Genomic DNA, 25,979 nt, shown 5'->3' with positions numbered 1-25,979 from the left:
CCCGCTCTTCTCCCACGGCGACGGGCGCCGCAGGGTTGAACGTCAAATCCCGAGTTGAGGTGAAAAGCCTCTAACTGCCGCGACAGGCAGGACAGCGACACCGGCGGCAACGCCCCTTTTGCTTCCTGACCTGTTCCAGACAATCCGGCGCCTTCCAGAAGCTGGCGCCCAGATGAAGGAACAAAACCATGGAAGTCATTCTTCTCGAACGCGTTTCCCGCCTCGGCCAGATGGGCGATACCGTCAAGGTCAAGGACGGCTTTGCCCGCAATTTCCTGCTGCCGCAGGGCAAGGCGCTGCGCGCCAACGAAGCCAACAAGAAGAAGTTCGAGGGCCAGCGCGCCCAGCTCGAAGCCCGTAACCTCGAGCGCAAGTCGGAAGCCGCGCAGGTTGCCGAGAAGCTCGACGGCAAGAGCTTCATCGCCGTGCGTTCGGCCGGCGAGACCGGCCAGCTCTACGGTTCGGTGTCGACCCGCGACATCGCCGAGCTGCTGACGGCCGAGGGCTTCTCGGTCAACCGCAACCAGATCCAGCTCAACCAGCCGATCAAGACCATCGGGGTCACCAATGTGGCGATCGCGCTGCATCCGGAAGTCGAGGTCACCATCACGCTCAACATCGCCCGCACGGCCGACGAAGCCGAGCGTCAGGCCAAGGGCGAGACGCTGACCACCGCCGAAGCCATCTATGGCGAAGACATCAACGACAATGCGCGGCCGGAGAACTTCTTCGACCCGAACGCCGAGTTCGAAGGCGGCGAAGAGAACGCCTGATCACGCCCGGCGGAGTGTCAGAGCAGCGCTCTGATCACTTTGTCGGCATTTAGCCTTTGTGGACCAATGCCCGGGCCTCGCGCCCGGGCATTTTTGTGCCAAATGGAACTTTCGAACCCCTATATATTGAGGCAGACTACAACCCCGGGCGTCCTATGACGCGCAAAGGGCGCTGTGGCACCTTGGATTGGCGCATGATCCCCGGCGAAAGCCGGTTGCGATTTTCGGGTCATGCACCAGCACAGCATGTCTGATGTGAGGGAACATTTGGTCATGAATATCCTGTTGAAGCGCCTTCTCGACCGTCTTGTGCGCACCGGCAATCTCAAGGTGACCGGGCCTAAGGGCTCGACAGTGATCTTCGGCGACGGCAGCGGCGAGCCGGTGCATATGCACATCAAGACCAAGCACGCCGAACGCGCCATCACCTTCGACCCGATGCTGGCGGTGCCGGAAGCCTACATGGATGGCGAGCTCGATATCCTCGAAGGCGGCGTGCTAGGCGTGATGCGCATCGCCTTCCAGAACATGGGCAGCGGCGGCATCGACGCCACCTGGTCGAAGGCGATCGAAGGCCTGCGCCATGCTTTCCGCCGCCTGCAGCAGATCAACACCGCCTCGCGCGCGCGCCGCAACGTGCAGCGCCACTATGATCTGTCGGGCGACCTCTACCGGCTCTTCCTCGATGAGGACATGCAGTATTCCTGCGCCTATTTCGAGCAACCCGACATGACGCTCGACGAAGCGCAGGCCGCCAAGAAACGTCACATCGCCGCCAAGCTGAGGCTGAAAGCCGGCCAGACCGTGCTCGACATCGGCTCCGGCTGGGGCGGGCTCGGCATCTATCTGGCGAAATACTTCGACGTCGATGTCCAAGGCGTCACCCTGTCGACCGAACAGCACGGTGTCGCCACCGACCGCGCCCATGCGCTAGGGCTTCAGGACCGGGTGCATTTCGACCTCAAGGACTATCGCGAACTCAACGAGCGCTTCGACCGCATCGTCTCGGTCGGCATGTTCGAGCATGTCGGCGTCAACCATTACCGCACCTTCTTCGAAAAATCGGCGACGCTTCTGAAGCCGGACGGCGTCATGCTCTTGCACACGATCGGCCGCTCCGGCGTGCCGTGGGCGACCAGCGCCTTCGTCCGCAAATACATCTTCCCGGGCGGCTACATCCCTGCATTGTCCGAGGTGATGCCGGCGATCGAGAAGTCCGGCCTCGTCGTCACCGACGTCGAGATGCTCAGGCTGCACTATGCCGACACGCTGAAGCATTGGGGCGAGCGCTTCGCCGCCAACCGCGACAAGGCCAAGGCGATCTATGACGAGCGCTTCTGCCGCATGTGGGAGTTCTATCTGGCCGCCTCGGAAGCGGCCTTCCGCTGGCAGGACCTGGTGATCTTCCAGATCCAGCTCGCCAAGAAGAACGACACGCTGCCGATGACGCGCGACTACATCGGCAAATGCGAGAAGGCGCTTGAAATGCGCGACATGGGCCATCGCCGACAGGCGCCCGTCGCCAAACCGGCCCGCCGCCGCAAGGTTGCGGAGTAGAAGGGCGCCGGCCCGCGGCCATTGGTCTTGCCATTACCTGCCCAAGCATGAAAAAGGTCTCGTTATCGCGAGACCTTTCATGACCTACCTCATCTACATCGCAGCCGCGCTTGCCGAGATCGCCGGCTGCTTCTCGTTCTGGGCCTGGTGGCGGCTGGAGAGGTCACCGTTGTGGCTGGCGCCCGGCCTCGTCTCGCTGGCGCTGTTCGGTTTCCTGCTGGCGCTCGTCGACACCAATGCCGCGGGCCGTGCCTATGCCGCTTATGGCGGCATCTACATCGCGGCATCGCTCGGCTGGCTGTGGCTGGTGGAAGGTGTGCGTCCCGACCGCTGGGATCTTGGAGGGGCGGCACTCTGCATCGTCGGCGCCTCGGTCATCCTGCTCGCGCCCCGGGGAGCCTGAGCCGTGGAACTGCCTGCTCCCCTCAGACAGGGCGTCGAGCGCCTGCTCGACAAGTTGCCGCTGCCCGCCTTAAAGCAGGCGGCAAGGACGCTGTCCGACCGCTATCGCGCCGAACTGCGTGACGGTCGCCTGCATATGGCCGAGGAGATGGCTGTCAGGGCGTATCTGGCGACGCGGCTGCCGGCGACCTACGCGGCTGTGCGCGCCAGCCTCGATGCACTGGCGGACGCCCAGCCTGATTTTGCGCCAAAGACCATGCTCGATGTCGGCGCCGGCCCTGGCACGGTGCTTTGGGCCACCAGCGACCTCTGGCCCGATCTCGAAGCGGCGGTGCTGCTCGAAGCGAGCGCTGCGGTGCGCAAGATCGGCGAGACGCTCGCCGCCGACGCGATCACGGCCAAGACATCGTGGATTGCCGGCGACGCCACCATCGACCTTGCCGACCTCAAAGCGGCCGACCTGGTCAGCTGCGCCTATGTGCTGGACGAGATCACGCCGGCATCGTTGCCGAAGCTGGTCGACCGGCTCTGGCAATTGACCGCCGACACGCTGCTGATCGTCGAGCCGGGAACGCCGGCCGGCTGGCAACGCATCCTTGCCGTGCGGCGGCAATTGATCGAAGCCGGCGCGCATATCCTGGCGCCATGCCCGCATGAAGTGCCCTGCCCGCTCGCCCAGCCCGACTGGTGCCATTTTTCCCGCCGCGTCGCCCGCTCGCGCCTGCACCGGTTGGCCAAGGACGCCGACGTGCCCTGGGAAGACGAGAAATTTATTTACGTCGCTGCCTCGCGGCATCCAGCGCCTTTGCGCGCCGCGCGGGTGATCGCGCCGCCCAAACCCGGCTCCGGCAAGGTTGTGCTCAAGCTTTGCGAGCTGGACGGCAGCGCCGGCGAAAAACTCTTCACCAAGCGCGACGGCGATGCGTTCAAGGTGGCGCGGCGGCTGGACTGGGGCGATGCCGTCTAGCGGTTGCATGCAACTTGCTTTTGTTCCTTATTTGTTCTATCATAGACAGAATCAACACCTTGCCGAGTCAACCGGAATCGGAGCACGGGAATTCTGTCCTGTGGAGGATGTGCCTCGCCTGTGAACAGTGGGCATCAAAGCTGGTTGGACGGGCACTGTTGCAGATAAGTCAGCACCGGCTTTTGTCCGTTCTGATATCGAGAATGCGGGATCGAAATTCGGGGACATCATGGCTGAGGCAGCGCGCAAGTTCGGCGTGGCGGAAACACCGCTTTATCGCGAGGCACCAAACAACATCGAGGCCGAGCAGGCGCTGCTCGGCGCTATCCTCGTCAACAATGATGCCTTCTACCGCGTCTCCGACTTCCTCAAGGCCGGGCATTTCTACGAGCCGCTGCACCGCAAGATATTCGAGATTGCTGCCGAGCTCATCCGCATGGGCAAGGTGGCGACGCCGATCACGCTGAAAACCTTCCTGCCGGCCGACGAAAAGGTCGGCGACATGACGGTGGCGCAATATGTCGTGCGCCTCGCCGTCGAGGCCGTCACCGTCGTCAACGCCACCGATTATGGCCGCGCCATCTATGACCTGGCGACGCGTCGCGCGCTGATCACCGTCGGCGAGGACATGGTCAACATCGCCTATGACGCGCCCGTCGACATGGCACCCTCCGAGCAGATCGAGGATGCCGAACGGCGCCTGTTCGAGCTGGCCGAAACGGGCCGCTACGACGGCGGCTTCGAAAGCTTCACCGATGCGGTCAAGACCGCCGTCGACATGGCCAATGCCGCCTATATGCGCGACGGGCATCTGTCGGGCGTCGCCACCGGCTTGCGCGACCTCGACCGCCGCATGGGCGGCCTGCAGCCGTCCGACCTGATCATCATCGCCGGCCGTCCGGGCATGGGCAAGACGTCTCTAGCCACCAACATGGCCTTCAACATCGCCGAGGCCTATGTGCCGGCGCAGCAGGCCGACGGCTCGTTCAAGGCCGCCAATGGCGGCGTCGTCGGCTTCTTCTCGCTGGAAATGTCGTCGGAACAGCTCGCCACGCGTATCATTTCCGAGCAGACCGAGATCCCGTCGTCAAAAATCCGCCGCGGCGAGATTTCCGAGATGGATTTCGAGAAGCTGGTCGCCTGCTCGCAGACCATGCAGAAGATCCCGCTGTTCATCGACCAGACCGGCGGTATTTCCATCGCCCAGCTGTCGGCCCGCGCACGGCGCCTGAAGCGCCAGCGCGGCCTCGACCTCATCGTTATCGACTATATCCAGCTGATGCAGGGATCGAGCGCCAAATCCTCGCAGAACCGCGTGCAGGAAATCACCGAGATCACCACCGGCCTGAAGGCGCTGGCCAAGGAACTCAGCGTGCCGATCATCGCGTTGTCGCAGCTGTCGCGTCAGGTCGAAAGCCGCGACGACAAGCGCCCGCAGCTGTCGGATTTGCGCGAATCCGGCTCGATCGAGCAGGACGCCGACGTGGTGATGTTCGTCTATCGCGAGGAGTATTACCTCAAGAACCGCGAGCCGAAACCCGGCACCGACGAATACGTCAAGTGGGAAAACGAGATGAACGAGATGCGCGGCAAGGCCGAAGTCATCGTCGCCAAGCAGCGCCACGGTCCGACCGGTTCGGTCAGCCTCGCCTTCCAGGGCGAATTTACGCGGTTCTCCGACCTTGCCGAGGAGCACCATCTGCCGGATCGGTTTGAGTAGACATGGGCAGCCGTTTCGGGTTTCCGGCCTCTCTTGCTCTCGCTCTCCTCGGCGCGGTTGCGCTGCCCGGGATCGCTTCCGCTTGTTCCATGCCTCCAGGCTGGACGCCACAGCGAGCATTTGCAGAAGCCGCCCTGGTATTCCATGGCTTGGTGACAGCGACGGAGCTTAGCTCAACAAAGGTTGGAGGTCCCCCAACCGATGTGGGCGATGGCCGGATACTGGTCAACGTACGCTACGAGATAGCAGAGGTGTTCAAGGGCAAGCCGCAAGCGAATGGTGCAATCTCTACGACCACGCTGATCATGGGAGGATGCGGCGTACCCGTTCTGGCCGGGCAGCATTTCCTGTTTTATGTCAACGGGATTGATGAGGCGACGCGGAAAGACATGCCTGATCTTGCCGGCCAGACACAAGGCATGATCTCCATTTACGACACACAGATGCTGCCGCCCAATCCGATGTTGCTCGATGAGGCACTTGCCGAAGTTCGCGCTCTTGCCAAGAAGCACTGAGTTGTACCTGCGCTTGCCAAACCATGGTCGAAAATGCGGACGGCCTTGGTCCGGATTTTTTGAAAAGTGGCGGCAGTTTCATGGCTAAATCCCGCGTCCAGTTCATCTGCCAGAATTGCGGTTCGGTGCATCAGCGCTGGGCCGGCAAATGCGATGCCTGCGGCGAGTGGAACACGCTGGTCGAGGAAGGCACCGCCGGCGGCATCGGCTCGGGGCCGGCCAACACGCGCAATGCCCGCAAGGGCCGCGCCGTGGTGCTGACCAGCCTGTCCGGCGACATCGAGGATGCGCCGCGCATCGTCTCCGGCATCGGCGAGCTCGACCGCGCCACCGGCGGCGGTTTTGTCCGCGGCTCGGCACTTTTGGTCGGCGGCGATCCCGGCATTGGCAAGTCGACACTTCTGACCCAGGCCGCGGCGGCGCTGGCGTCAAAAGGCCACCGCATCGTCTATGTCTCGGGCGAAGAGGCCGTCGCCCAGATCAGGCTGCGCGCGCAGCGACTCGGCGTCGCCGACACGCCGGTCGAACTCGCCGCCGAAACCAATGTCGAGGACATCCTGGCGACGATCGCCGACGGCAAGCGGCCGGATCTGGTGATCCTCGATTCGATCCAGACGCTGTGGACGGACATGGCCGATTCGGCGCCGGGCACCGTCACCCAGGTGCGTGCCGCCGCCCAGGCGATGATCCGTTATGCGAAATCCACAGGTGCTGCGATCGTGCTGGTCGGCCATGTCACCAAGGAAGGCCAGATCGCCGGCCCTCGCGTCGTCGAGCACATGGTCGACGCCGTGCTCTATTTCGAGGGCGAAGGCGGCCATCACTACCGCATCCTGCGCACGGTGAAGAACCGTTTTGGGCCGACCGACGAGATCGGCGTCTTCGAGATGTCGGACAAGGGCCTGCGCGAGGTCGCCAATCCGTCGGAGCTGTTCCTCGGCGAACGCCATGCGAAATCGCCGGGCGCCGCGGTTTTCGCCGGCATGGAAGGCACGCGTCCGGTGCTGGTCGAGATCCAAGCGCTGGTGGCGCCCTCCTCGCTCGGCACGCCGCGTCGCGCCGTCGTCGGCTGGGACGGCGCCCGGCTGTCGATGGTGCTGGCCGTCCTGGAGGCCCATTGCGGGGTGCGCTTCGGCACCCACGATGTCTATCTCAACGTCGCCGGCGGCTACCGGATTTCGGAGCCTGCCGCCGATCTCGCGGTGGCGGCGGCACTGGTTTCGTCGCTCACCGGTCTTGCCCTTCCGGCCGATTGCGTCTATTTCGGCGAAATCAGCCTGTCGGGCGCGGTGAGGCCAGTTGCGCATGCGCAGCAGCGCCTCAAGGAGGCCGAAAAGCTGGGTTTTGGAAGCGCGGTTCTGCCCTTGGGCAGTGAGGACCTTGTTGGTGGTAATGGGGCCGGGGGGATCGGGGCCAGCGCTTTCCAGCCCACCGAGCTTGCCGATCTCGTGGCGCGCATAGCCGGCTCACGGCGCAGCCGCGCCGACGAGGAAGAGTGACGCGGCTCGTCGAGCCATGAAAAAAGACAGGGGCGAAAGACATGCCGATTACGCTGCTTGACGGAATTCTCGTCGGCTTCACCCTGGTCTCGGCGATGCTGGCCATGGTTCGCGGTTTCTCCCGCGAGGTGCTGTCCGTGGTTTCCTGGGCAGCGGCGGCGGCAGCCGCCTTCTTCTTCTACAAGCCGGTTCTGCCCTACGTTCAGCCCTATGTCGACAACGACAAGATCGCGATGGCGGCGGCCGCCGCCATCGTCTTCGTCATCGCGCTTATCGTCGTTTCCGTCATCACCATGAAACTCGCCGACTGGATCATCGATTCCAGGATCGGCGCGCTCGACCGCACGCTGGGTTTCCTCTATGGCGCGGCGCGCGGCATCCTGGTGGTCGCGGTGGCGCTTTTGTTCTTCAACTGGCTGGCCGGCGCCAAGGCACCGGCCTGGGTCGCCAACGCCAAGTCGCGGCCGCTGCTGGAACAGATCGGTGCCAAGCTGGAAAGCCTGCTGCCCGAGGACCCGGAAAACGCCATCCTGAAGAAGCTGAACCCGAATCAGCCGGCCGCACCCGAGGCTGGCGCTGAAGCCCCCGCCGCGCCGACAACGGAAGCACCGGCAGCAACCGGCGACGACGCCGATGCCCCGGCGCCCGACGACAGCGGAAGCGATGCGCCGGCCGACAATGCACCGGCCCAGCCCGCCAATCCCGCACCCGCGGCGCCGGCAAACTGATGGCTGGCCAACGAGGCCCAGGCCTGACGATGATGTGAACGCCGCGCGGCATGCGTTGCTTTCGACGCGCTATCACCTTATATGGCGATTTTAGCGGAGCTTGAGCCCGACATGGCAGACGCAGACGATTTGCTTTCCGCCGAGGCCGACGACCATTTCCACGACGAATGCGGCGTGTTCGGCATATTCGGCCGGCAGGATGCCGCAGCCATCGTCACGCTCGGCCTGCATGCGTTGCAGCATCGCGGCCAGGAAGCCGCCGGCATCGTCTCCTATGACGGCAGCCAGTTTCATGTCGAACGCCATGTCGGCCTGATCGGCGACACCTTCACCAAGCAGCGCGTCATCGACAGCCTGCAAGGCAACCGCGCCATCGGCCATACCCGCTATGCCACGACCGGCGGCGCCGGCCTGCGCAACATCCAGCCCTTCTTCGCCGAGCTTGCCGATGGCGGTTTTGCCGTCGCCCACAATGGCAATCTGACCAACGCCATGACCGTGCAGCGCGCGCTGCAGAAACAGGGCGCGATCTTCTCGTCGACCTCCGACACCGAGACGCTCTTGCATCTGGTCGCCACCAGCAAGGAGCGCGATTTGAATTCGCGCTTCATCGACGCGGTGCGCCAGGTCGAAGGCGCCTTCTCGCTGGTGGCGATGACGGCCAAGAAGATGATCGGCTGCCGCGACCCGCTCGGCATCCGCCCGCTGGTGCTGGGCGATCTCGACGGCGCCTGGATCCTGGCTTCCGAAACCTGCGCGCTCGACATTATCGGCGCCCGCTTCGTGCGCGACCTCAAGCCCGGCGAGATGGTCGTCGTCACCGCCAAGGGCATCGAGAGCCTGTTCCCATTCGAGCAGCAGAAGACCCGCTTCTGCATCTTCGAATATGTTTATTTCGCGCGGCCGGATTCCTCGGTCGAAGGCCGCAACGTCTACGAGGTGCGCAAGCGCATCGGCGCCGAACTGGCGCAGGAAAGCCCCGTCGACGCCGACATCATCGTGCCGGTGCCGGATTCCGGCACGCCGGCGGCGATCGGCTTCTCCCAGGCCGCAGGCATCCCCTTCGAGCTCGGCATCATCCGCAACCACTATGTCGGCCGCACCTTCATCCAGCCCGGCGATTCGATCCGCCACATGGGCGTCAAGCTGAAGCACAACGCCAACCGCCGCATGATCGAGGGCAAACGCGTGGTGCTGGTCGACGACAGTATCGTGCGCGGCACCACCAGCCAGAAGATCGTGCAGATGGTGCGCGATGCCGGCGCCAAGGAGGTGCATATGCGCATCGCCTCGCCGCCGACCAGCGCCTCCTGCTTCTATGGCGTCGACACGCCGGAGAAGTCGAAGCTCTTGGCCTCGCGCATGTCCATCGAGGAGATGGCCGAATTCATCCGTGTCGATTCGCTCGGCTTCCTGTCGATCGACGGCCTCTACCGCGCCGTCGGCGAGGCCGGCCGCGACAATGAGCAGCCGCAATTCTGCGACGCCTGCTTCACCGGCCAGTACCCGACCCGCCTGCTCGACTTCGAAGGCCACGACAATGTGCGCACGCTGTCGCTGCTGGCGACAAGCGGGGCGTAGGGTTGCCAGTCTATCATTTGGTTTCGCCAGTTTACCCCCCTCTGTCCTGCCGGACATCTCCCCCTCAAGGGGGGAGATCGGCTGAACTGTCGGCTTTCGCCAATCACCAGGGCCGCAGAACGAGAGCCAAGTTCGGCGAAGTCCAATCTCCCCCCTTGAGGGGGAGATGCCCGGCAGGGCAGAGGGGGGTGTTTCACGCCGACTTGACGGAAACTCTCGCATGACCCTCGACCTCTCCGGCCGCACCGCCGTCGTCACCGGCGCCTCGCGCGGCATCGGCTATTTCATCGCCAAGGAACTTGCCGCCGCCGGCGCGCATGTGATTGCGGTCGCGCGCACCGTCGGCGGACTGGAAGAGCTTGACGACCAGATCAAGGCCGAACGCGCCAAAACCGGCAAGGGCGAAGCGACACTGGTGCCGCTCGACCTCGCCGACATGGCCGGCATCGACCGGCTGGGCGGCGCCATCCATGAGCGCTGGGGCAAGCTCGACGTCCTCGTCGCCAATGCCGGCGTGCTCGGCGTGATCTCGCCGATCGGCCATGTCGAGGCAAAAACCTTCGAGAAGGTGATGACCATCAACGTCACCTCGACCTGGCGGCTGATCCGCTCGGTCGACCCACTGCTTCGGCTCTCCGACGCCGGCCGCGCCATCATCCTGTCTTCCAACGCGGCGCACTCGGCGCGCGCCTTCTGGGCGCCCTATGCGGCCTCGAAGGCGGCGGTCGAGACGATGATGCGCTCCTGGGCGCATGAGACTCAGAGCCTGCCGCTCAGGGTCAATGCCGCCGATCCCGGTGCCACCCGCACCGCGATGCGGGCACAGGCCGTTCCCGGCGAGGATCCGGAGACACTGCCGCATCCCTCGGAGATCGCAAAACGCATCGTGCCGTTGGCGAGCCCGGACCTGAAAGAGACCGGGCTGATCTTCCAGGCCAAGCACAACCGCTTTGTCGCCTACCGGCAGCCGGAATAAACAGGCATTTCAGGCGGAAGAATTCCGCGCTCGGCGACGTTCTTCGAATGTAGAACATTCGAAACCCGAAGAACGGAGGACCACCATGCGCAGATTGCTTCTCGCCACCGCCGCCACCTTCCTTGCAGCTGCTGGCGTCGCCTATTCACAAGGCGCGACGATGAGTTTCTTCGTCACCAGCGTCGGCTCCGGCAAGGGCGCCGACCTTGGCGGCATCAAGGGCGCCGATGCGCATTGCGCCTCGCTGGCCGAGGCCGCCGGGGTCACCGGCAAGACCTGGGCTGCCTATCTCTCGACCAGCGCCGAGGATGCGCGCGACCGCATCGGCAAGGGGCCTTGGGTCAACGCCAAGGGCGTCAAGATCGCCGACGATGTCGCCTCGCTGCACGGCGACGCCAACGCCATCAGCAAGGAGACGGCGCTCAATGAAAAAGGCGAAGTGGTCAACGGCCGCGGCGACAAGCCGAACCGGCACGACGTGCTGACCGGCTCCAAGCCCGACGGCACCAAGATCGCCGACCAGACCTGCGGCGACTGGACGATGAGCGGCGCGGAAGGCGTGGCGATGGTCGGCCACCACGACCGCACCGGGCTTGACGATTCGGCGGCGGCCAAGTCGTGGAACTCCTCGCATGCCTCGCGCGGCGGCTGCAGCCAAGAGGCGCTGCAGGGCACTGGCGGCGATGGGCTCTATTACTGCTTCGCCGTGGAGTGAGCGGCTCTCGCGACGGGCTGACATCACGCGGCTGTGATGCCGGGGCGGGGCGACGCGCACGACGCGCGCTTCCGCCACCCGGTCGGAGTTGCTAGGGTCGCGGCGACTCCCACAACAGCAAAGCGAGGAATTCCCATGGCTGCTCCCAGTGTCGCACTTGTTTGGTATCTGGTGATCGCCGGCCCGCAGGGCGGCATGGTGGTGCTGCCCAGCACCTTCGACACGCGAGACCAGTGCACCAACGCCATCACCGAATACCAGAAGCAACCGACGCCGGCCGGCTGGGCGGTGAACTGCGTGCCGAGCGCCTCGCCGTTCACCGACGAAGGCGACGCGGAGGAACCGGCGGCGCAGTAGAGGGGAAGTTAGCGAAGGCCGGCAAGACAGCCGATCTCCCCCCTCGTGGGGGAGATGTCCGGCAGGACAGAGGGGGGCGCAAAGGATCGCCTACCTTCGTCTAACCTACGCAGATCGCGCACCGATTTAAGTCTGCAATCGCAATTGCAATTGCTGAGACGCTGGCGGGACAGCCCCCCTCTGCCTTGCCAGGCATCTCCCCCACAAGGGGGGAGATCTGCAGCTTCAACGCCGCGCGCTCACCGTCAGTTCCGGCTTGTTGCTGATCGTCTGGAACACCACGCAGTAGCGTTCGGTCAGCTTCAGCAGCGCATCGATGCGTTCCTGCGGTTCATCCGTGTCGAGACTGAAATTGAGCCGGATGGCGCGGAAGCCGACCGGCGCATCCCTGGCCATGCCAAGCGTGCCGCGAAAGTCGAGGTCACCCTCGGCCTCGACGGTTGCGGCGCCAAGCCTGAATTCGAGTGCGGTGGCCACCGCCTTCAGCGTCACGCCGGCGCAAGCCACCAGCGCCTCGAGCAGCATGTCCCCGGAGCACAGTTCGAGCCCGGAACCGCCGGTGGCCGGGTGCAGGCCGGCAATGGCCAGCGCCCTGCCCGTTTCCACCTTGCAGGCGATCGACTGGTCGTCGATCGAACCCTTGGCCCGAAGCGTGATCAGCGCCCGCGAGGCGTCGTCGCGATAGGCTTCCTTGAGCGGCGCCTGCATAGCCTTCAGTGCGGTGGCGTCCATTCCTTCCCTCCCGACGGTCTTTCGTGCCTTGATAGCACTGTCTGCCGCTGCATGTGAGCGAATCCAAAGTGGCTGCGGACCCTCGGATGCGGCGGCGCGAAGGAACCCGGCGCTTTGCCCGATGCTCCGATGCGTTGTTGGATTTGCCGAAACCGGAACGTCCTTTGGCCGTTGACAGACAGGAAGGAGGTCCGACATGGCCAAAATCACCTCACATCTGTGGTTTGAAAAGGACGCGCGCGAAGCCGTCGAATTCTACGTGGCGACCGTGCCGAACTCGGCGATCGGCCGCACGACGACAGTGCCTGCAGAAACGCCGAGCGGCCCCGCCGGCAGTGTCAAGATCATCGAATTCGTGCTCGACGACCAGAACTTCACCGCGCTCGAAGCCGGCCCGCTCGATGCCTTCAACCATTCGTTCTCGATCCAGGTCGAGTGCGGCAGCCAGGCCGAGATCGATCGCATCTGGAACGCTTTCCTCGGCAATGGCGGCCAGACCGAGCAGTGCGGCTGGCTGAAGGACCGCTGGGGGCTGTCGTGGCAGATCGTGCCCAGCCTGCTCGGCGACATGGTCTCGCATCCCGATCGCGAACGCGCCAGACGCGCCACGGAGGCGATGCTCGGCATGGTCAAGATCGATATTGCTGGGTTGGAAAGGGCATTTGGCAGGAATTGACGGCCCCCCGATGCGCTGGCGGGACAGCGCCCCTCTCTGGCCTGCCGGCCATCTCCCCCACGAGGGGGGAGATCGGATGTCGCGCCGGCTTTCGCCAATCGCCAATGTTCAACCGCGCAAGCCATTTCCTTTGACTTCATTCGCCTCGGCCATACCTATGCGGGAACCGTTCCCGGAGATGTCATGCGTTCCAAGCTGAAACTTGTCCCCCTCATCCTGCTGACGCTTGCCGTCGGTGCGCAACCAGTCCTTGCTGAAACAGCGGAGCGGCCGGCGCCTACAGGCGGCGTCCTGTCGCTGCTGCCATCGCCGCAGACCACCAGCCATTCGATCATGCTTGCCGGGCGCAAGCTGGACTATCAGTCGAAGGCCGGCACGCTGTCGCTGCTTTCCGGCAAGGGCGACGTCACGGCGGAGATCTTCTATGTCGCCTACACGCTGCGGTCGCCGGACAGCGTCGAGAAGCAACCGCAGCGGCCCATCACCTTCGTGTTCAATGGCGGCCCGGGAGCGGCCTCCGCCTATCTGCATCTTGGCGCGCTCGGTCCGCGCGTCATCGCGACCGGTACCAACGGGGAGTTCCTGCCCTCGCCGCAAAGACTCATCGACAATCCAGACAGTTGGCTCGACATGAGCGACCTCGTCTTCGTCGACCCGGTCGGCACCGGATACAGCCGCGAGGCTCCGGGCCAGGACACGCACGACTTCTGGGGCGCCAACCAGGATGCCAGTTCGATCGGCGCTTTCATCCGGCTCTTTCTTGCACAGAACGGCCGCACCGGATCGCCGCTCTTCCTCGCCGGGGAAAGCTATGGCGGGTTCCGCGCGGCACTGCTCGCCAGGACCCTGCAGGAGGATATCGGCATCAGCCCGAGCGGCATCGTGCTGATCTCGCCGGCGCTGGAGTTCATGCTGGTGCAGCCGGACGAATTCGAGCCGCTGCATTGGGCGCTCGAACTGCCGTCGCTGGCGGCGGTTCGCCTGCGCGCCGAAGGCGTCAGCGGCGATGCGCTGCGCGAGAAGCTCGCCGAAGTCGAGCACTATGCCATGGGCGACTACCTTACGGCCTTGGCCAGCGGGCTGGAGCAGGGCGGCCGGCTGGCGAGCCAGCGCGTGGCGGAGATAACCGGACTGCCGCTCGACCTCGTCCAGCGGAATTTCGCGCGTATCCCGACCGGCCTGTTCGCGAGGGAATTTGCCCGCGCCAGCGGCAAGGTGCTCAGCCCTTATGACGGCACGATCGCGACGGCCGACATCGCCCCCGAAAGCGCTCGCATCGCCGGCCCGGACCCGGTGCTCGACCGCAGCGTGCCGGTGCTGACCTCGGCCTTCGTCGCCTATGCCCGCGACGAGCTGAACTTTCGCACCGATGTCAGCTACCGGTTGCTCAACGGCGAGATCAGCCACAATTGGGACTATGGCACCAGCGCCTCGCGGCAAGGCTATGTCGGCGTGATGGACGATCTGCAGCGGGCGCGCTCGCTGAACCCGGCGCTCGGCGTCGTCATCGTCAACGGCTACACGGACCTGGTCACGCCCTATCTCGCCTCGCGCTACCTGGTGAACCAGATCCCGTCGCTCACCAATGCGAAACCGATCCGCCTCGATGTCGTCGAGGGCGGGCACATGATGTATTTCAGGCCTGACGGACGGCGTGCGCTGAAGGAGGCTGCTTCGGAGCTTTATCAGGCGACGCAGTGAGAATCGCGACAGCGCGGCTCGCCAAGGAACCCCTGCCCCAACGCAAGGCCGGCGCTGGCGTAGCGCCGCGCTGGGTCTCGCCCGTATAGCCTGCGGTGTGGAGCCTGATTGGGCAGGCTTCCTTCTCGACAGCTGCGGGCCCCGTCGCATGGCCGATATCGCCATTCTGGAAACCCGCGAAAGGGTGCTTGCCGGCATCCTGTTCACCGGTGGCGCCTATTTCCTGTTTTCGACGCAGGACGCCGCGATCAAGCTGCTCGTCGTCGGCATCAGCGTCTGGCAGATCATGTTCTTCCGCAGCATCACCGTGCTCGCCGGCTGCGCGGTGATCGGCGGGCGGCGCGTGTTCGCCGACACAGCGCGCTCGCCCATCATACGGCCGATGCTGGTGCGCAGCGCCTTCACGCTTGCTGCGTGGCTTTGCTACTACAACGCCGCCCGCAGTCTCCAGCTGGCCGAGCTCACCACCGTCTATTATGCCGCCCCGATCATCGTCACCGTGCTGTCGGTGTTCATGCTCGGCGAGAAGGTACCGCTGCTGCGCTGGGTGGCGGTGCTGATCGGCTTTGCCGGCGTGTTCGTGGCCTGCGACCCCACCCATCTCGGCCTCTCCATGCCGATCCTTCTGGTGCTGGCCGCCGCGCTGCTGTGGGGCATCGCCGTGGTGCTGCTGCGCAAGACCGCGATGCAGGAGCGAACGATGATCCAGCTCATCCTCAACAATTTCTACTTCCTGGTTTTTTCGGCGGTGCCGGCGCTCATCTTGTGGCAGACGCCGGATGGCGCCCAGTTGCTGCTCCTCATCAGCGTCGGCGCGCTCGGCGGCGTCGCGCAATTCCTCCTGTTCGAAGGCATGAAGCGCGCGCCGGTGTCGATCGTGGCGCCGTTCGAATACACGTCGCTGGTCTGGGCCTTCGCGCTCGGCCTCGCCATCTGGGGCGACGTGCCGCGCCGCGAAGTGTTTTTGGGGGCCGCGCTGATCATCGGTGCCGGCCTGCTGATCGTCGGCAACGAGCATTTCCGCAAGCGGCTGTAGGATATGACACTGAGATGTGGACAACGGATCGCTGCTGACAGGATGGTGTCAGGACGTGACGGCGTAGTCTCCTGAAATGACAGAGGCTCTGAGCATGCCACCCACCGACACCGCCGCCGAGCGCACGCTCGGCATCATGCTGGTGTCGGCATCGGCGGCCTTCTTTGCGCTGACCGGGGTTCTCACCAAATCGATCGATGCCGACCCGCTGACCATCACCTGCTGGCGCGGCTTCGTCGGCTCGATCCTGATCACCGTCTATGTGCTGTGGCGACGCCGTCGCGCGGGCGGGCGCGAAAGCCTTGGGCTCGGCTGGCGCGGCTGGCTGCTGGCGGTCGAAGGGGCGCTTGCCAGCATCGCCTTCATCGCCGCCTTCAAATTCACCTATGTCGCCAATGTCGCCATCATCTATGCCACGGCGCCTTTCATCACCGCGCTGCTTGCCTTCATCCTGGTGCGCGAACCGTTCCGCATGCAAACGCTGGCCGCCGCCGCGGTGTCGATGTGCGGTGTGGCGATCATGGTCGGGTCCGGCTTCGGCACCGGCCATCTTCTGGGCGACGGGCTGGCGCTGCTGATGACCGCCGGCAGCGCGCTCTACATGATCATGGTGCGCGCCTTCCGCGACACGCCGGTGGTCTGGGCGAGTGCTGTGTCGGCATTCCTTCTGTTCGCGCTCGGCTGGTTCGTCACCGATCCGCTGGCCGTTTCGACCCGGGATGCCGTGCTGCTCGCCACGTTCGGCGCCACCTTCGCGACGGCCTCGATCCTGTGGACGGAGGGCTCGCGGCTGATCCCGGCGCCCGAATCCGGCCTGCTGGGATCGGCCGAGGTGCCGTTCGCGATCCTGTTCGCCTTCCTGTTCCTGGCCGAGATCCCGCCGGCCGCCAGCATGATCGGCGGTGCCATCGTGCTTTCCGCGGTGTTTGCCCATGCCGGACGCGACTGGCTGCTGGCCAGGCGGAGCGCAGACGACGGCTAAAATATTTTCGCGGTCACGGAACCATCATCCGACTCGGGCATTGTTGCTGCGACGGGTCACCCCCCAAGTCCCCCCAAACCCCTCGACCCGTCCTACTTAAAGCCGATCGTAAGGTCGGCTTTTTCTTTGGATCAACCTGTACTGCCTGTCAGAGCGAGATTGCCGCTCAGCAGCGCCGCCAGATCCCGCGCCGGCAGATCGGCGCCCTGGCGCAGCCGGATGGCGAATTCGGCTGATGGAACCGGCGGCAGGCCAAGGGCGCGTGGCGCTTCAACAATACCGGAATGGGCAAAGCGCGCGGTGCGCAAGGTCAGCGCGATGCCGGCATTGACCGCGGTGCGCAGGCCGGCAAGGCTGGCGCTGCCGGCGGCGATGCGGTAGCGGCGGCCAGCGGCATCAAGGGCCGCAAGTGCCGCTTCGCGAAAACCGCAATGCGGATCGAGCAGCGCCAGGGGTATCTCCTCTTCCCGTGCGGCCAGCCCCTCTTGCGAGCAGAGCCAGAGCATCGGCTCGCGGAGCAGGCCGACCTCGTCCGGCGCCTGGGCCTGGCGCATGGTGATCGCCAGATCGAGCAGACTGGACTGCAGCGCTTGCTTGAGCTCAGCGGAGCGGCCGACGCGCAGTTCGATCCTGACCCGCGAATGGCTGGCGGCGAAGGCGCGCAGCAGTTGCGGCAGGCCGCTGTCGGCAAAATCCTGCGTGGTACCGATGGCGACGCGGCCATCGGCGCGCGCGCCCTTTAGCGCCAGCCATGCTTCGGTGTGGACGGCGAGAATGCGCCTGGCATGGCCGACCAGATCCTCGCCAGCCGGCGTCAGGCCGCGCCCCCGCCCCTGCGCGAGAAGCAGCGGCTCGCCGACGATCTCCTCCAGCCGCTGCATCTGCGCCGTCACCGCCGAGGGCGAGCGGCCGACGACAGACGCCGCCTGCGCCAGCGAACCGCCGTCGACGAAAGCGAGGAAGGTTTTGAGAAGGTCTGGATCGAGTGTCTGCATAATTCGATTGTATCGAATTATAAGTTGAAAACAATTCGATTTTTTTGATTCGATGATCGTGACATGGTTTTCCCAACGGCGAACAGACGCCGCAGCAGCTCGAGGAGAAAACAATGCCGATCATCACTATCAGCGTCACCGGCAAGCCCGACGCCAAACTGTCCGCCGCAATCGCCAAGGAAGTCACCGAACTGACGGCCACGCATCTGCGCAAGGATCCGACCATCACCGCGGTCGCGATCAACTATCTCGACCCGCAGCACTGGTTCGCCGGCGGCAGGTCGCTGGCCGAGCAAGGCTCCAACACCTTCTGGCTCGACATCAAGGTGGTCGACGGCACCAACACCAAGCTCGAGCTGGAGGCTTATCTCCGGGCGGTGTTCGCCGCCTTCGGTCGCTTGCTGGGTCATGTGCACGAGGAAAGCTACGCCTTCGTGCACGAAGTGCCGGCGGCGGCTTACGGCTATGGCGGCAAGACGCAGGAGTTTCGTTTCATCAGCGGGAGGTTGAAGGCGGCCTAGCACCTCTTCACCTTCTCCCCTTGTGGGAGAAGGTGGATCGGCGCGCAGCGCCGAGACGGATGAGGGTGCTGGAGGAAACGCCGCGTTAAAAATAAAATGATTTCAGGTGCTTATATCTTCGACGTTGCGATCCTTCCAACACCCCTCATCCGACCGAGCTTCGCTCGGCCACCTTCTCCCGCAAGGGGAGAAGGTCGGAGGGCACTCAGTCCACATTGACGCCGCCACCACTTCCGCTAGGCTCTGCCCTCGAAGCGGCCGCCAAAGAGCCGCGGCATGGAGGACGTTGGGAGAGACGCGGCATGATCCTGACACTGGCGCTGCTTGCGGGTCTCGTTGTGGCCTGGCTGCTGATCGGCGTGGTCGAGAAATTCCGCCTTGGCCTGCGTTTTACCCAGGCGTTGCTCTACGTGCCGTTCAAGCTCGCCTACCGGATCGCCGACGAGCGCATCAGGATCGCCCGCAACGCGCCGGCGCCGGTGATCTATGTGGTCTCGCACCAGTCGCGTTTCGAGCCGGCGCTGATGCTGTCGCTGCTGCCGGACGACACGCTGCACATCCTCGACGATGCGTCAGCGAAATCGCCCTGGCTGGAGCCGTGGCGTGAGCTGGGGCGCAGCATCGCCTTCAATGCCGAACATGTTTTCGTCAGCCGCCGGCTGGTGCGGGTGCTGAAGGGCAAGGGGCGCTTGGCCGTCTATCTGCCCGAAGCGGTCGAGCCCGACGTCAAGGCGTTCCGGCTGTTTCGCGCCATCACCCGCATCGCCATGCAGGCCGATGCCAGGATCGTGCCGATCTTCGTCTCCGGCGCGCGCGATCTGCCGGTGTCGCTGACGCCAGCGGACAGGGCGCCGCGCCACTGGTTTCCGCGGCTGTCGATCAGCGTGCTGGAGCCGATGACCATTGCCGAGCTCTTGGCGCGCAACCCCGACCAGGCCTCGAACACCAACGCGCTGTTCGACCGTGTCGCCGAGGCGCGGCTGTTCGGCAGCAATCTCGATCGTGGCCTGTTCCTGGCGATGCGCGACGCCGCTGACCGTGTCGGCGCCTCGCATCCGATAATCGAGGACGTCATCTCGGGCGCGATGAGCTACCGCAAAATGTTCATCGGCGCGCGCGTGCTTGGCCGCCGCTTCGAAGCGGTGACGGCGCCGGGCGAAGCAGTCGGGCTGCTTTTGCCCAACGCCAATGGCGTGGTGCTGTCCTTCGTCGGGCTTTTGTCGGCCGGCCGGGTGGCGGCGATGATCAACTACACCGCCGGGCCGGCCAGCGTGACCGCCGCCGTGCGCACCGCCGTCATCCGCACCGTCGTCTCCTCCCGCGCCTTCATCGAGAAAGCCGGCATCGCCGACATCGTCGAAGCGGTCGAGGCAGGCGGCGCCAGGATGCTGTGGCTGGAGGACGTGCGCGAGAGCGTGACGGCGCTGGACAAGCTGGCCGCAGCAGTGCTGTGGCGCTTTCCCCTGCAGCCGCAGGATGCGGCCAAGCCGGCGGTGATCCTGTTCACTTCAGGCTCGGAAGGCACGCCCAAGGCCGTGGTGCTGTCGCACCGCAACCTCCACGCCAACGCCATGCAGGCCGAAGCCCGCATCACCATCTCGCCGGCCGACATCCTGCTCAACGTGCTGCCGGTGTTCCACTCCTTCGGCCTGACGGGCGGCACCATCCTGCCTTTGGTCACCGGGGTGAAACTGTTCCTCTACCCCTCGCCGCTGCACTACAAGATCATTCCCGAGATCGCCCGCAAGGTGAAGCCGACCATCATGTTCGGCACCGACACCTTCCTCGCCAATTATGCGCGCACCGCCAAGGACGGCGATTTCTCCAGCCTCCGCTTCGTCGTCGCCGGCGCCGAGGCGGTGAAGCCGGAAACGCGGCGCGTCTACCGCGAACGCTTCCAGGCGGCAATCATCGAAGGTTTTGGCCTGACAGAGGCAGCTCCCGTGGTTGCCGTCAACACCGCCATCCATGGCCACGACGGCACGGTCGGGCGGCTGCTGCCGGCGATACGCATGAAGCTCGAGCCGGTCGAGGGCATCGACGATGCCGGCCGTCTCTGGCTCGACGGGCCGAACCTGATGATGGGCTACATGACTGCCGATCGCCCCGGCGAATTGCAGCCGCTGGACGGCTGGCACGACACCGGTGACATCGTCTCGGTCGACCGCGATGGCTTCATCACCATTCGCGGCCGCGCCAAGCGCTTCGCCAAGATCGCCGGCGAGATGGTGTCGCTGGGCGCCGTCGAGATGCTGGTGCAGTCGCTGTGGCCGGAGGAGCGCCACGCGGCAGTGGCGGTGCCGGACAAACGGCGCGGCGAGCGCATCGTGCTGGTCACCACCGCCGACGACGCCGATCCAGAGGAACTGCGCAAGTTTGGCAAGCAGGCCGGCGCGGCCGAGCTGATGGTGCCCAACGACATCGTCAAGGTCGAGGAGATCCCGGTGCTGGGCTCGGGCAAGACCGACTATGTCTCGACCCGCAGGCTGGTGATCGAGCGGCTGGGGCTGAGCGCCGCAGCGTGAGGCCGATCAACGGCTTCGCCAGTACCCCTTAACCGATATCGGAAGGCGGAACCTTCTCGCCCTCAAGCTTGGCGCGCCTCGAATAGGCGCGCACGCTGAACGGCAGGAAGGCAAGGTAGCCGGCGACCGAAGCGGTCAGCGTGTACCAGGGATAGGTCATCAGCAGCAGGACGTAGAGCACGACGGCAAGGATGACCGGCAGCACCTTGTCGCCCGGCACCTTGACGCTCTTGCCGGAATAGACCGGCAGCCGGCTGACCAGCAGGAAGGCGACCAGGACGGTGAAGCCGGTGGCGACAAGAGCGACAGGACGGCTGGGCTCGATGCCGAGCCTGAGAAAGGACAGATAGAGCGGCAGCATGACCAGCACCGCGCCCGCCGGCGCCGGCACGCCGACGAAATACTCGGTCTGCCAGATCGGCCGATCTGTCTCATCGTCGAGCACGTTGAAGCGGGCAAGCCTCAAGCCGCAGGCAATGGTGAACAGAAGTGCGGCGATCCAGCCGAACGAACCGGCGCGGTCGAGCATGAAGGCGTAGAGGACGAGCGCCGGTGCTACGCCGAAATTGACGATATCGGCCAGCGAATCCATCTGCGCGCCGAATTTCGATGTCGCCTTCAGCATGCGCGCCAGGCGACCGTCGATGCCGTCGAGGAAGGCGGCAAGCAGTACCATCACCACCGCCGGCTCGAAGCGGCCTTCGAAGCCGAAGCGGATGCCGGACAGGCCGGCGCAGATGGCAAGCACGGTGACCAGATTGGGCAGCACCATGCGCATCGGGATTTCACGGATGCGCGGACCGCCGCTGCCATGCGCCTCGAACTTCTTGAAGGGCGCGCCCACCGCTTACGAAATCCTGACGAGCGGCGTCGCGGCAGCGCCGCCGAATTCGGCCAATACGGTTTCGCCGCCGACCGCGGTCTGGCCGACGGCGACGCGCGGCGTCGCGGCGACCGGCAGGAAGACATCGACGCGCGAGCCGAAGCGGATCAGCCCAAAGCGCTCGCCGATGGCGATCGAGCCACCGGTCTCGGCCCAGCAGACGATGCGCCGCGCCACCAGGCCGGCGATCTGCACCGCAGCGACCGTGCCGTTGGGGCTGTCGATGACGACACCGTTGCGCTCGTTCTCGGTGCTCGCCTTGTCCAACTCGGCATTGAGGAATTTTCCGGGCCGGTGCTCGATTTTTGTGATGCGGCCGCGCACCGGGGCGCGGTTCACATGGCAGGAAAACACATTCATGAACACCGAGATGCGGGTCATTTCACCGGAGCCGAGGCCAAGTTCGCGCGGCGGCACGGCCGGGCCGACCGCCGAGATGATGCCGTCGGCCGGGCTCACCACCAGCCGGTCGTCGACCGGCGTGACGCGCTCGGGATCGCGGAAGAAATAGACGCACCAGGCCGTCAGGATCAGCCCGATCCAGAACAGGATCGAGGAAAAATAGCCGAGAAACAGCGTGCCCGCGCCAAAGGCGGCGATGAACGGATAGCCCTCGCGATGGATCGGTACGAACGCATTCTTGATCGTGTCGACGAGGCTCATGGGATGGGGGCAGCCCTTGTTTCAGGTCCGGCCTCAATAGCCGAAAGCCCCCGTCGTCGCAACGCAACAATGGGGGGAGGTTTTGGTGCATGCTGTTGGCAGAACCTGAGATGCTGGCGGGACAGCGCGCCCCTTCCGTCGCGGTACCGGCACCCGGGCGGGCTGACCTTCCTACATTTCAGGCAAGCGCTGATAGTTGGCGATATCGGCCCTGACGCCAAGGCGGGCGATCGTCTCTTGAGGATTGAAGCCAGCTCGTTCGTGAACCGCCTTGACGATCGGCACGACCTTGTCGACGGCCGCCTGGTTTTCCCATTCGACAATGGTGACGAGGTTGAATTCTCCCGGGCCCGAGAATTGCTCAAGCAGGAAATCCTGCACGAAGCCCTGCTGCAGGCGCAGCAATTCATGCGTCGCCCTGACCTTGCGCAGTATCTCCTCGCGGGCGTCGGCCGGGACGACGAATTTGTCGACCCTGAACACGGCTTCATTGCCAAGCTTTTGATTTGTCTCGCTCATTTCAATCCATCTCCGTTCTTGAACGATATGCTGTGCAGGGGCTCTCGGAGACGGTTTGCAATCTCAAGCTATGTTGAGGTCAAGAGGAGATTTTTTCGACGTTTGCCGGATGGCTCCGGCGGTGACGCGCCAAATCTCCACCTCGAGGGGGAGATCGGCAGCTTCAGCATCGCCCTACCCCACCTCGGACGTGCGCCTGCGCACGATGACACCCAGCTCGTCGCTCTCGCGCGCGATGCGCAGCCGCTCTTCGGCTTCGGTCGCCTCGCGCTGGCGGTCCCACATCGAGGCATAGAGGCCGTGTTTGAGCATCAGTTCGGCATGGGTGCCGCGTTCGGCGATCTGGCCGTCCTTGAGCACGATGATCTCGTCGGCCGTGATCACAGTCGACAGCCGGTGGGCAATCACGATAGTTGTGCGGCCCCGGCTGACGAGGTCGAGCGCGGCCTGGATCTCCTGCTCGGTGTGGCTGTCGAGCGCCGAAGTCGCCTCGTCGAGCATCAGGATCGGCGGCGCCTTCAAAATGGTGCGGGCGATCGCCACGCGCTGCTTCTCGCCGCCCGACAGTTTCAGCCCGCGCTCGCCGACCATCGAGCGGTAGCCGTCCGGCAGCCGCTCGATGAACGGTCCGATCTGGGCGAGCTCGGCCGCCTTGCGCACCTCTTCCTCGCTGGCGCCGACGCGACCGTAGCGGATGTTGTAGGCAATGGTGTCGTTGAACAACACGGTGTCCTGCGGCACCATGCCGATCGCCGCGCGCAGGCTCTCCTGCGTCACGTCCCTGACATCCTGGCCATCGATCAGCACCGCCCCGCTCTGAATGTCGTAGAAGCGGAACAGCAGCCGCGAGATGGTCGACTTGCCGGCACCCGAAGGCCCGACGATGGCGACCGTCTTGCCGGCCGGCACCTCGAAGGAGACGCCCTTCAGGATCTTGCGGTTCGGATCATAGGAGAAATGCACATCGCGGAATTCGACCTTGCCGGCCGGAACGGCGAGCGCCTTCGCATCGGGCTTGTCGACGATCTCCTGCGGCACGTCGAGCAGGTCGAACATCTGCTCGATGTCGGTCAGGCCCTGGCGGATTTCGCGATAGATGAAGCCGATGAAATTGAGCGGCACCGAAAGCTGCATCAGCATGGCATTGATGAAGACGAAGTCGCCGACCGACTGCGTGCCGGCCTGCACCTCCAGCGCCGACATGCACATGACGATGACGGTGCCGATGCCGTAGATGACGCCCTGGCCGAAATTCAGCCAGCCGAGCGAGGTCCAGATCCTGGTTGCCGATATCTCATAGCGCGCCATCGAGCGGTCGAAGCGCTCGGCCTCCATGGCTTCGTTGTTGAAATATTTGACCGTCTCGAAATTGAGCAGCGAGTCGATCGCCTTGGTGTTGGCGTCGGTGTCGCTGTCGTTCATGTCGCGGCGGATCGAGATGCGCCAGTCGCTGGCCCTGACCGTGAACCAGACATAGACCGAGACGGTGACCGCCACCACGACCACGTATTTCCAGCCATAAGTGTAGGCGAAGATGGCCGTGGTGAGCGCGAATTCGAGGATGGTCGGCGCCGTGTTCAGCATGATGAAGCGCACGATCGTCTCGATGCCCTTGGTGCCGCGCTCGATGATGCGCGACAGGCCGCCGGTGCGCCGCTCGAGATGGAAGCGCAACGACAGCTGGTGCATGTGGACGAAGGTGCGGAAGGCGAGCTGGCGCACCGCATACTGGCCGACGCGGGCAAACAGCGCGTCGCGCAGCTGGTTGAAGCCGAGCTGCACCAGCCGCAGCACATTGTAGGCGATGACCAGCATCACCGGCGCCAAGAGAAACGCCGGCAGCGGCGGCGCAGACCTGGCGTCGCCGGCCAGCGCGTCGGTCGCCCATTTGAAGAAATAGGGCCCGGCGACCAGCGTCAGCTTGGCGACGACCAGCAGAAGCGTCGCCCAGGTGACCCGCGCCCGGAGGTCGGCGCGGTCGGCCGGCCACATATAGGGCCACAGATTGCGCAAGGTGCTGAAGGTCGAGGAGTCGGAGACGGTTTTTTCGGCCATTCTTTTTTGCCTCGTTATTTTTAGCCGCCGGAACAGCAGGAATCGACCAGTGCCGCGAGCGACGCCGACACATCGGCGAGCGCGGCGTGGTCGACTTCATAACGCGAACGCTGGCGGTCGGGCTCGAAGCGCACGAGCCCGGCTTCGACCAGTATCTTCAAATGCTGGGACACGGTGGACTGCGCCAGGTCGAGATGATCGACCACCTCGCGGCAGCAGCAGGAGCGGCTGGCCGAAAGGTGCTTGAGGATCTCTATGCGCGCCGGATGCGAAAGCGCCGCAAATCGAGCCGCGACAATGCGGCTGTCAGGGGTGCAGGTGGGCAGCGCGCTCGCCGCGCGGTCTGGTTCAGCCAGGGATTCGGTCATCGTTCATCGGCGATAGACGATGAACGATGATGGGGCAAGCTATCCCGATGACCAGATCGCCGGAACTGCCAATCTCCCCCGAAGCCCTCTTACTCGGTCTTGGCTGGAGGTGTCGTCATCTGGTCGCCCATTGCCTTGAGGTCGGCGTCCTCGCCTTCTTTCGACTTTTGCGGGACCTTGAACACCTGACCCGGCCAAATGCGGTCGGGATCGCGGATCTGGTCCTGATTGGCGAGATAGATGGTCGAATAGCGCACGCCACGGCCATAGACGCGCCGCGAGATCCGCCACAGCGTATCCTTGCGGCGGATGATGACGGTGCCGTCGGTAGGTTCGAGCTTGGGCGCCACCGTCTCAGGCACGGCGGGCGTCGCCGCCGCCACCTCGGCGGGAGCCTCGGCCGCGGGTGCCGCGGGGGCTGTCGCATCAGCGGCCGCAGGCGGCGTGGCTGGCTCGGTTGCGGGTGCCGCAGGCTCCGTTGCCGGCGCGGCCGGTGCTTCGGCCACGGTTGCCGGCGCGGCAGGCTTTGGCTC

Annotated in this window: 26 protein-coding genes; 18 read left to right on the top strand and 8 right to left on the bottom strand. The window is 64.8% G+C overall.

Features of this window, described 5'->3' with window-relative positions:
- Positions 1-188 precede the first annotated feature (188 nt).
- From rplI to DH08_RS21955, 12 genes are all read left to right on the top strand, one after another.
- Entirely contained in the window at positions 189-773 is a 585-nt protein-coding gene (gene rplI, locus DH08_RS22010) for a 50S ribosomal protein L9 (RefSeq protein ID WP_192181294.1), read from the top strand.
- A 273-nt stretch (positions 774-1,046) separates the two neighbouring features.
- Complete coding sequence (locus DH08_RS22005) at positions 1,047-2,330, top strand: cyclopropane fatty acid synthase (protein ID WP_192181293.1); 1,284 nt, start codon at positions 1,047-1,049, stop codon at positions 2,328-2,330.
- Between the two features lie 79 nt (positions 2,331-2,409).
- Positions 2,410-2,733, top strand: coding sequence for a YnfA family protein (locus DH08_RS22000; RefSeq protein ID WP_192181292.1), 324 nt, complete (start codon positions 2,410-2,412; stop codon positions 2,731-2,733).
- A gap of 3 nt (positions 2,734-2,736) precedes the next feature.
- Positions 2,737-3,699, top strand: a complete 963-nt coding sequence (locus DH08_RS21995) for a small ribosomal subunit Rsm22 family protein (protein ID WP_192181291.1) — start codon at positions 2,737-2,739, stop codon at positions 3,697-3,699.
- A gap of 229 nt (positions 3,700-3,928) precedes the next feature.
- The gene (locus DH08_RS21990) at positions 3,929-5,419 is read left to right on the top strand and encodes a replicative DNA helicase (RefSeq protein WP_192181290.1); all 1,491 of its coding nucleotides are present in this window, start codon (positions 3,929-3,931) and stop codon (positions 5,417-5,419) included.
- Between the two features lie 2 nt (positions 5,420-5,421).
- Entirely contained in the window at positions 5,422-5,934 is a 513-nt protein-coding gene (locus DH08_RS21985) for a hypothetical protein (RefSeq protein WP_192181289.1), read from the top strand.
- An 80-nt stretch (positions 5,935-6,014) separates the two neighbouring features.
- Positions 6,015-7,433: a DNA repair protein RadA gene (gene radA, locus DH08_RS21980; protein WP_192181288.1), complete on the top strand. Its 1,419-nt coding sequence runs from the start codon at positions 6,015-6,017 to the stop codon at positions 7,431-7,433.
- 41 nt (positions 7,434-7,474) lie between these two features.
- The gene (locus DH08_RS21975) at positions 7,475-8,161 is read left to right on the top strand and encodes a CvpA family protein (protein ID WP_192181287.1); all 687 of its coding nucleotides are present in this window, start codon (positions 7,475-7,477) and stop codon (positions 8,159-8,161) included.
- A gap of 111 nt (positions 8,162-8,272) precedes the next feature.
- Positions 8,273-9,742, top strand: a complete 1,470-nt coding sequence (gene purF / locus DH08_RS21970) for an amidophosphoribosyltransferase (RefSeq protein WP_192181286.1) — start codon at positions 8,273-8,275, stop codon at positions 9,740-9,742.
- A gap of 220 nt (positions 9,743-9,962) precedes the next feature.
- The gene (locus DH08_RS21965; RefSeq protein WP_192181285.1) at positions 9,963-10,718 is read left to right on the top strand and encodes an SDR family NAD(P)-dependent oxidoreductase; all 756 of its coding nucleotides are present in this window, start codon (positions 9,963-9,965) and stop codon (positions 10,716-10,718) included.
- A gap of 85 nt (positions 10,719-10,803) precedes the next feature.
- On the top strand, positions 10,804-11,433 hold the full coding sequence (locus DH08_RS21960; RefSeq protein WP_192181284.1) for a hypothetical protein: 630 nt from the start codon (positions 10,804-10,806) through the stop codon (positions 11,431-11,433).
- 135 nt (positions 11,434-11,568) lie between these two features.
- Positions 11,569-11,790, top strand: a complete 222-nt coding sequence (locus DH08_RS21955) for a hypothetical protein (RefSeq protein WP_006202291.1) — start codon at positions 11,569-11,571, stop codon at positions 11,788-11,790.
- Positions 11,791-12,015: 225 nt separating this feature from the next.
- Here DH08_RS21955 and DH08_RS21950 read toward each other — a convergent pair whose 3' ends face one another.
- Complete coding sequence (locus DH08_RS21950; protein WP_192181283.1) at positions 12,016-12,522, bottom strand: OsmC family protein; 507 nt, start codon at positions 12,520-12,522, stop codon at positions 12,016-12,018.
- A gap of 196 nt (positions 12,523-12,718) precedes the next feature.
- Here DH08_RS21950 and DH08_RS21945 point away from each other — a divergent pair, with 196 nt between their 5' ends.
- From DH08_RS21945 to DH08_RS21930, 4 genes are all read left to right on the top strand, one after another.
- A complete protein-coding gene (locus tag DH08_RS21945) occupies positions 12,719-13,198 on the top strand; it encodes a VOC family protein (protein ID WP_192181282.1) in 480 nt (159 codons plus the stop codon).
- A gap of 183 nt (positions 13,199-13,381) precedes the next feature.
- Complete coding sequence (locus DH08_RS21940) at positions 13,382-14,899, top strand: S10 family peptidase (RefSeq protein ID WP_192181281.1); 1,518 nt, start codon at positions 13,382-13,384, stop codon at positions 14,897-14,899.
- Between the two features lie 148 nt (positions 14,900-15,047).
- Positions 15,048-15,935 (top strand): DMT family transporter, encoded by an 888-nt coding sequence (locus DH08_RS21935; protein WP_192181280.1) that lies wholly within the window; start codon positions 15,048-15,050, stop codon positions 15,933-15,935.
- A gap of 94 nt (positions 15,936-16,029) precedes the next feature.
- Complete coding sequence (locus DH08_RS21930; RefSeq protein ID WP_192181279.1) at positions 16,030-16,917, top strand: DMT family transporter; 888 nt, start codon at positions 16,030-16,032, stop codon at positions 16,915-16,917.
- A gap of 131 nt (positions 16,918-17,048) precedes the next feature.
- Here DH08_RS21930 and DH08_RS21925 read toward each other — a convergent pair whose 3' ends face one another.
- A complete protein-coding gene (locus DH08_RS21925; protein ID WP_192181278.1) occupies positions 17,049-17,912 on the bottom strand; it encodes a LysR substrate-binding domain-containing protein in 864 nt (287 codons plus the stop codon).
- 113 nt (positions 17,913-18,025) lie between these two features.
- On the opposite strand from DH08_RS21925, the gene DH08_RS21920 reads away from it, so the two are divergent.
- Positions 18,026-18,433, top strand: a complete 408-nt coding sequence (locus DH08_RS21920) for a tautomerase family protein (RefSeq protein ID WP_192181277.1) — start codon at positions 18,026-18,028, stop codon at positions 18,431-18,433.
- Positions 18,434-18,735: 302 nt separating this feature from the next.
- Positions 18,736-20,958 carry an AMP-binding protein gene (locus tag DH08_RS21915; protein WP_192181276.1) on the top strand — a complete coding sequence of 741 codons (2,223 nt, stop codon included), beginning with the start codon at positions 18,736-18,738 and terminating at the stop codon, positions 20,956-20,958.
- A 28-nt stretch (positions 20,959-20,986) separates the two neighbouring features.
- Here DH08_RS21915 and pssA read toward each other — a convergent pair whose 3' ends face one another.
- From pssA to DH08_RS21885, 6 genes are all read right to left on the bottom strand, one after another.
- The gene (gene pssA, locus DH08_RS21910; RefSeq protein WP_192181275.1) at positions 20,987-21,802 is read right to left on the bottom strand and encodes a CDP-diacylglycerol--serine O-phosphatidyltransferase; all 816 of its coding nucleotides are present in this window, start codon (positions 21,800-21,802) and stop codon (positions 20,987-20,989) included.
- A gap of 3 nt (positions 21,803-21,805) precedes the next feature.
- Positions 21,806-22,504, bottom strand: a complete 699-nt coding sequence (locus DH08_RS21905; protein WP_192181274.1) for a phosphatidylserine decarboxylase — start codon at positions 22,502-22,504, stop codon at positions 21,806-21,808.
- A 171-nt stretch (positions 22,505-22,675) separates the two neighbouring features.
- Entirely contained in the window at positions 22,676-23,023 is a 348-nt protein-coding gene (locus DH08_RS21900) for an antibiotic biosynthesis monooxygenase family protein (RefSeq protein ID WP_192181273.1), read from the bottom strand.
- 174 nt (positions 23,024-23,197) lie between these two features.
- The gene (locus tag DH08_RS21895) at positions 23,198-25,078 is read right to left on the bottom strand and encodes an ABCB family ABC transporter ATP-binding protein/permease (RefSeq protein ID WP_192181272.1); all 1,881 of its coding nucleotides are present in this window, start codon (positions 25,076-25,078) and stop codon (positions 23,198-23,200) included.
- Positions 25,079-25,098: 20 nt separating this feature from the next.
- Positions 25,099-25,446, bottom strand: coding sequence for an ArsR/SmtB family transcription factor (locus DH08_RS21890; RefSeq protein WP_192181271.1), 348 nt, complete (start codon positions 25,444-25,446; stop codon positions 25,099-25,101).
- Between the two features lie 89 nt (positions 25,447-25,535).
- Positions 25,536-25,979: LysM peptidoglycan-binding domain-containing protein (locus DH08_RS21885; RefSeq protein ID WP_192181270.1), on the bottom strand; the 444-nt coding region annotated here is incomplete at its 5' end.

Origin of the sequence: Mesorhizobium amorphae, assembly GCF_014843845.1 — a bacterium.
GTDB classification, from domain to species: Bacteria; Pseudomonadota; Alphaproteobacteria; order Rhizobiales; family Rhizobiaceae; genus Mesorhizobium; species Mesorhizobium amorphae_A.
This window is presented reverse-complemented; position numbering and strand designations above follow the sequence as displayed.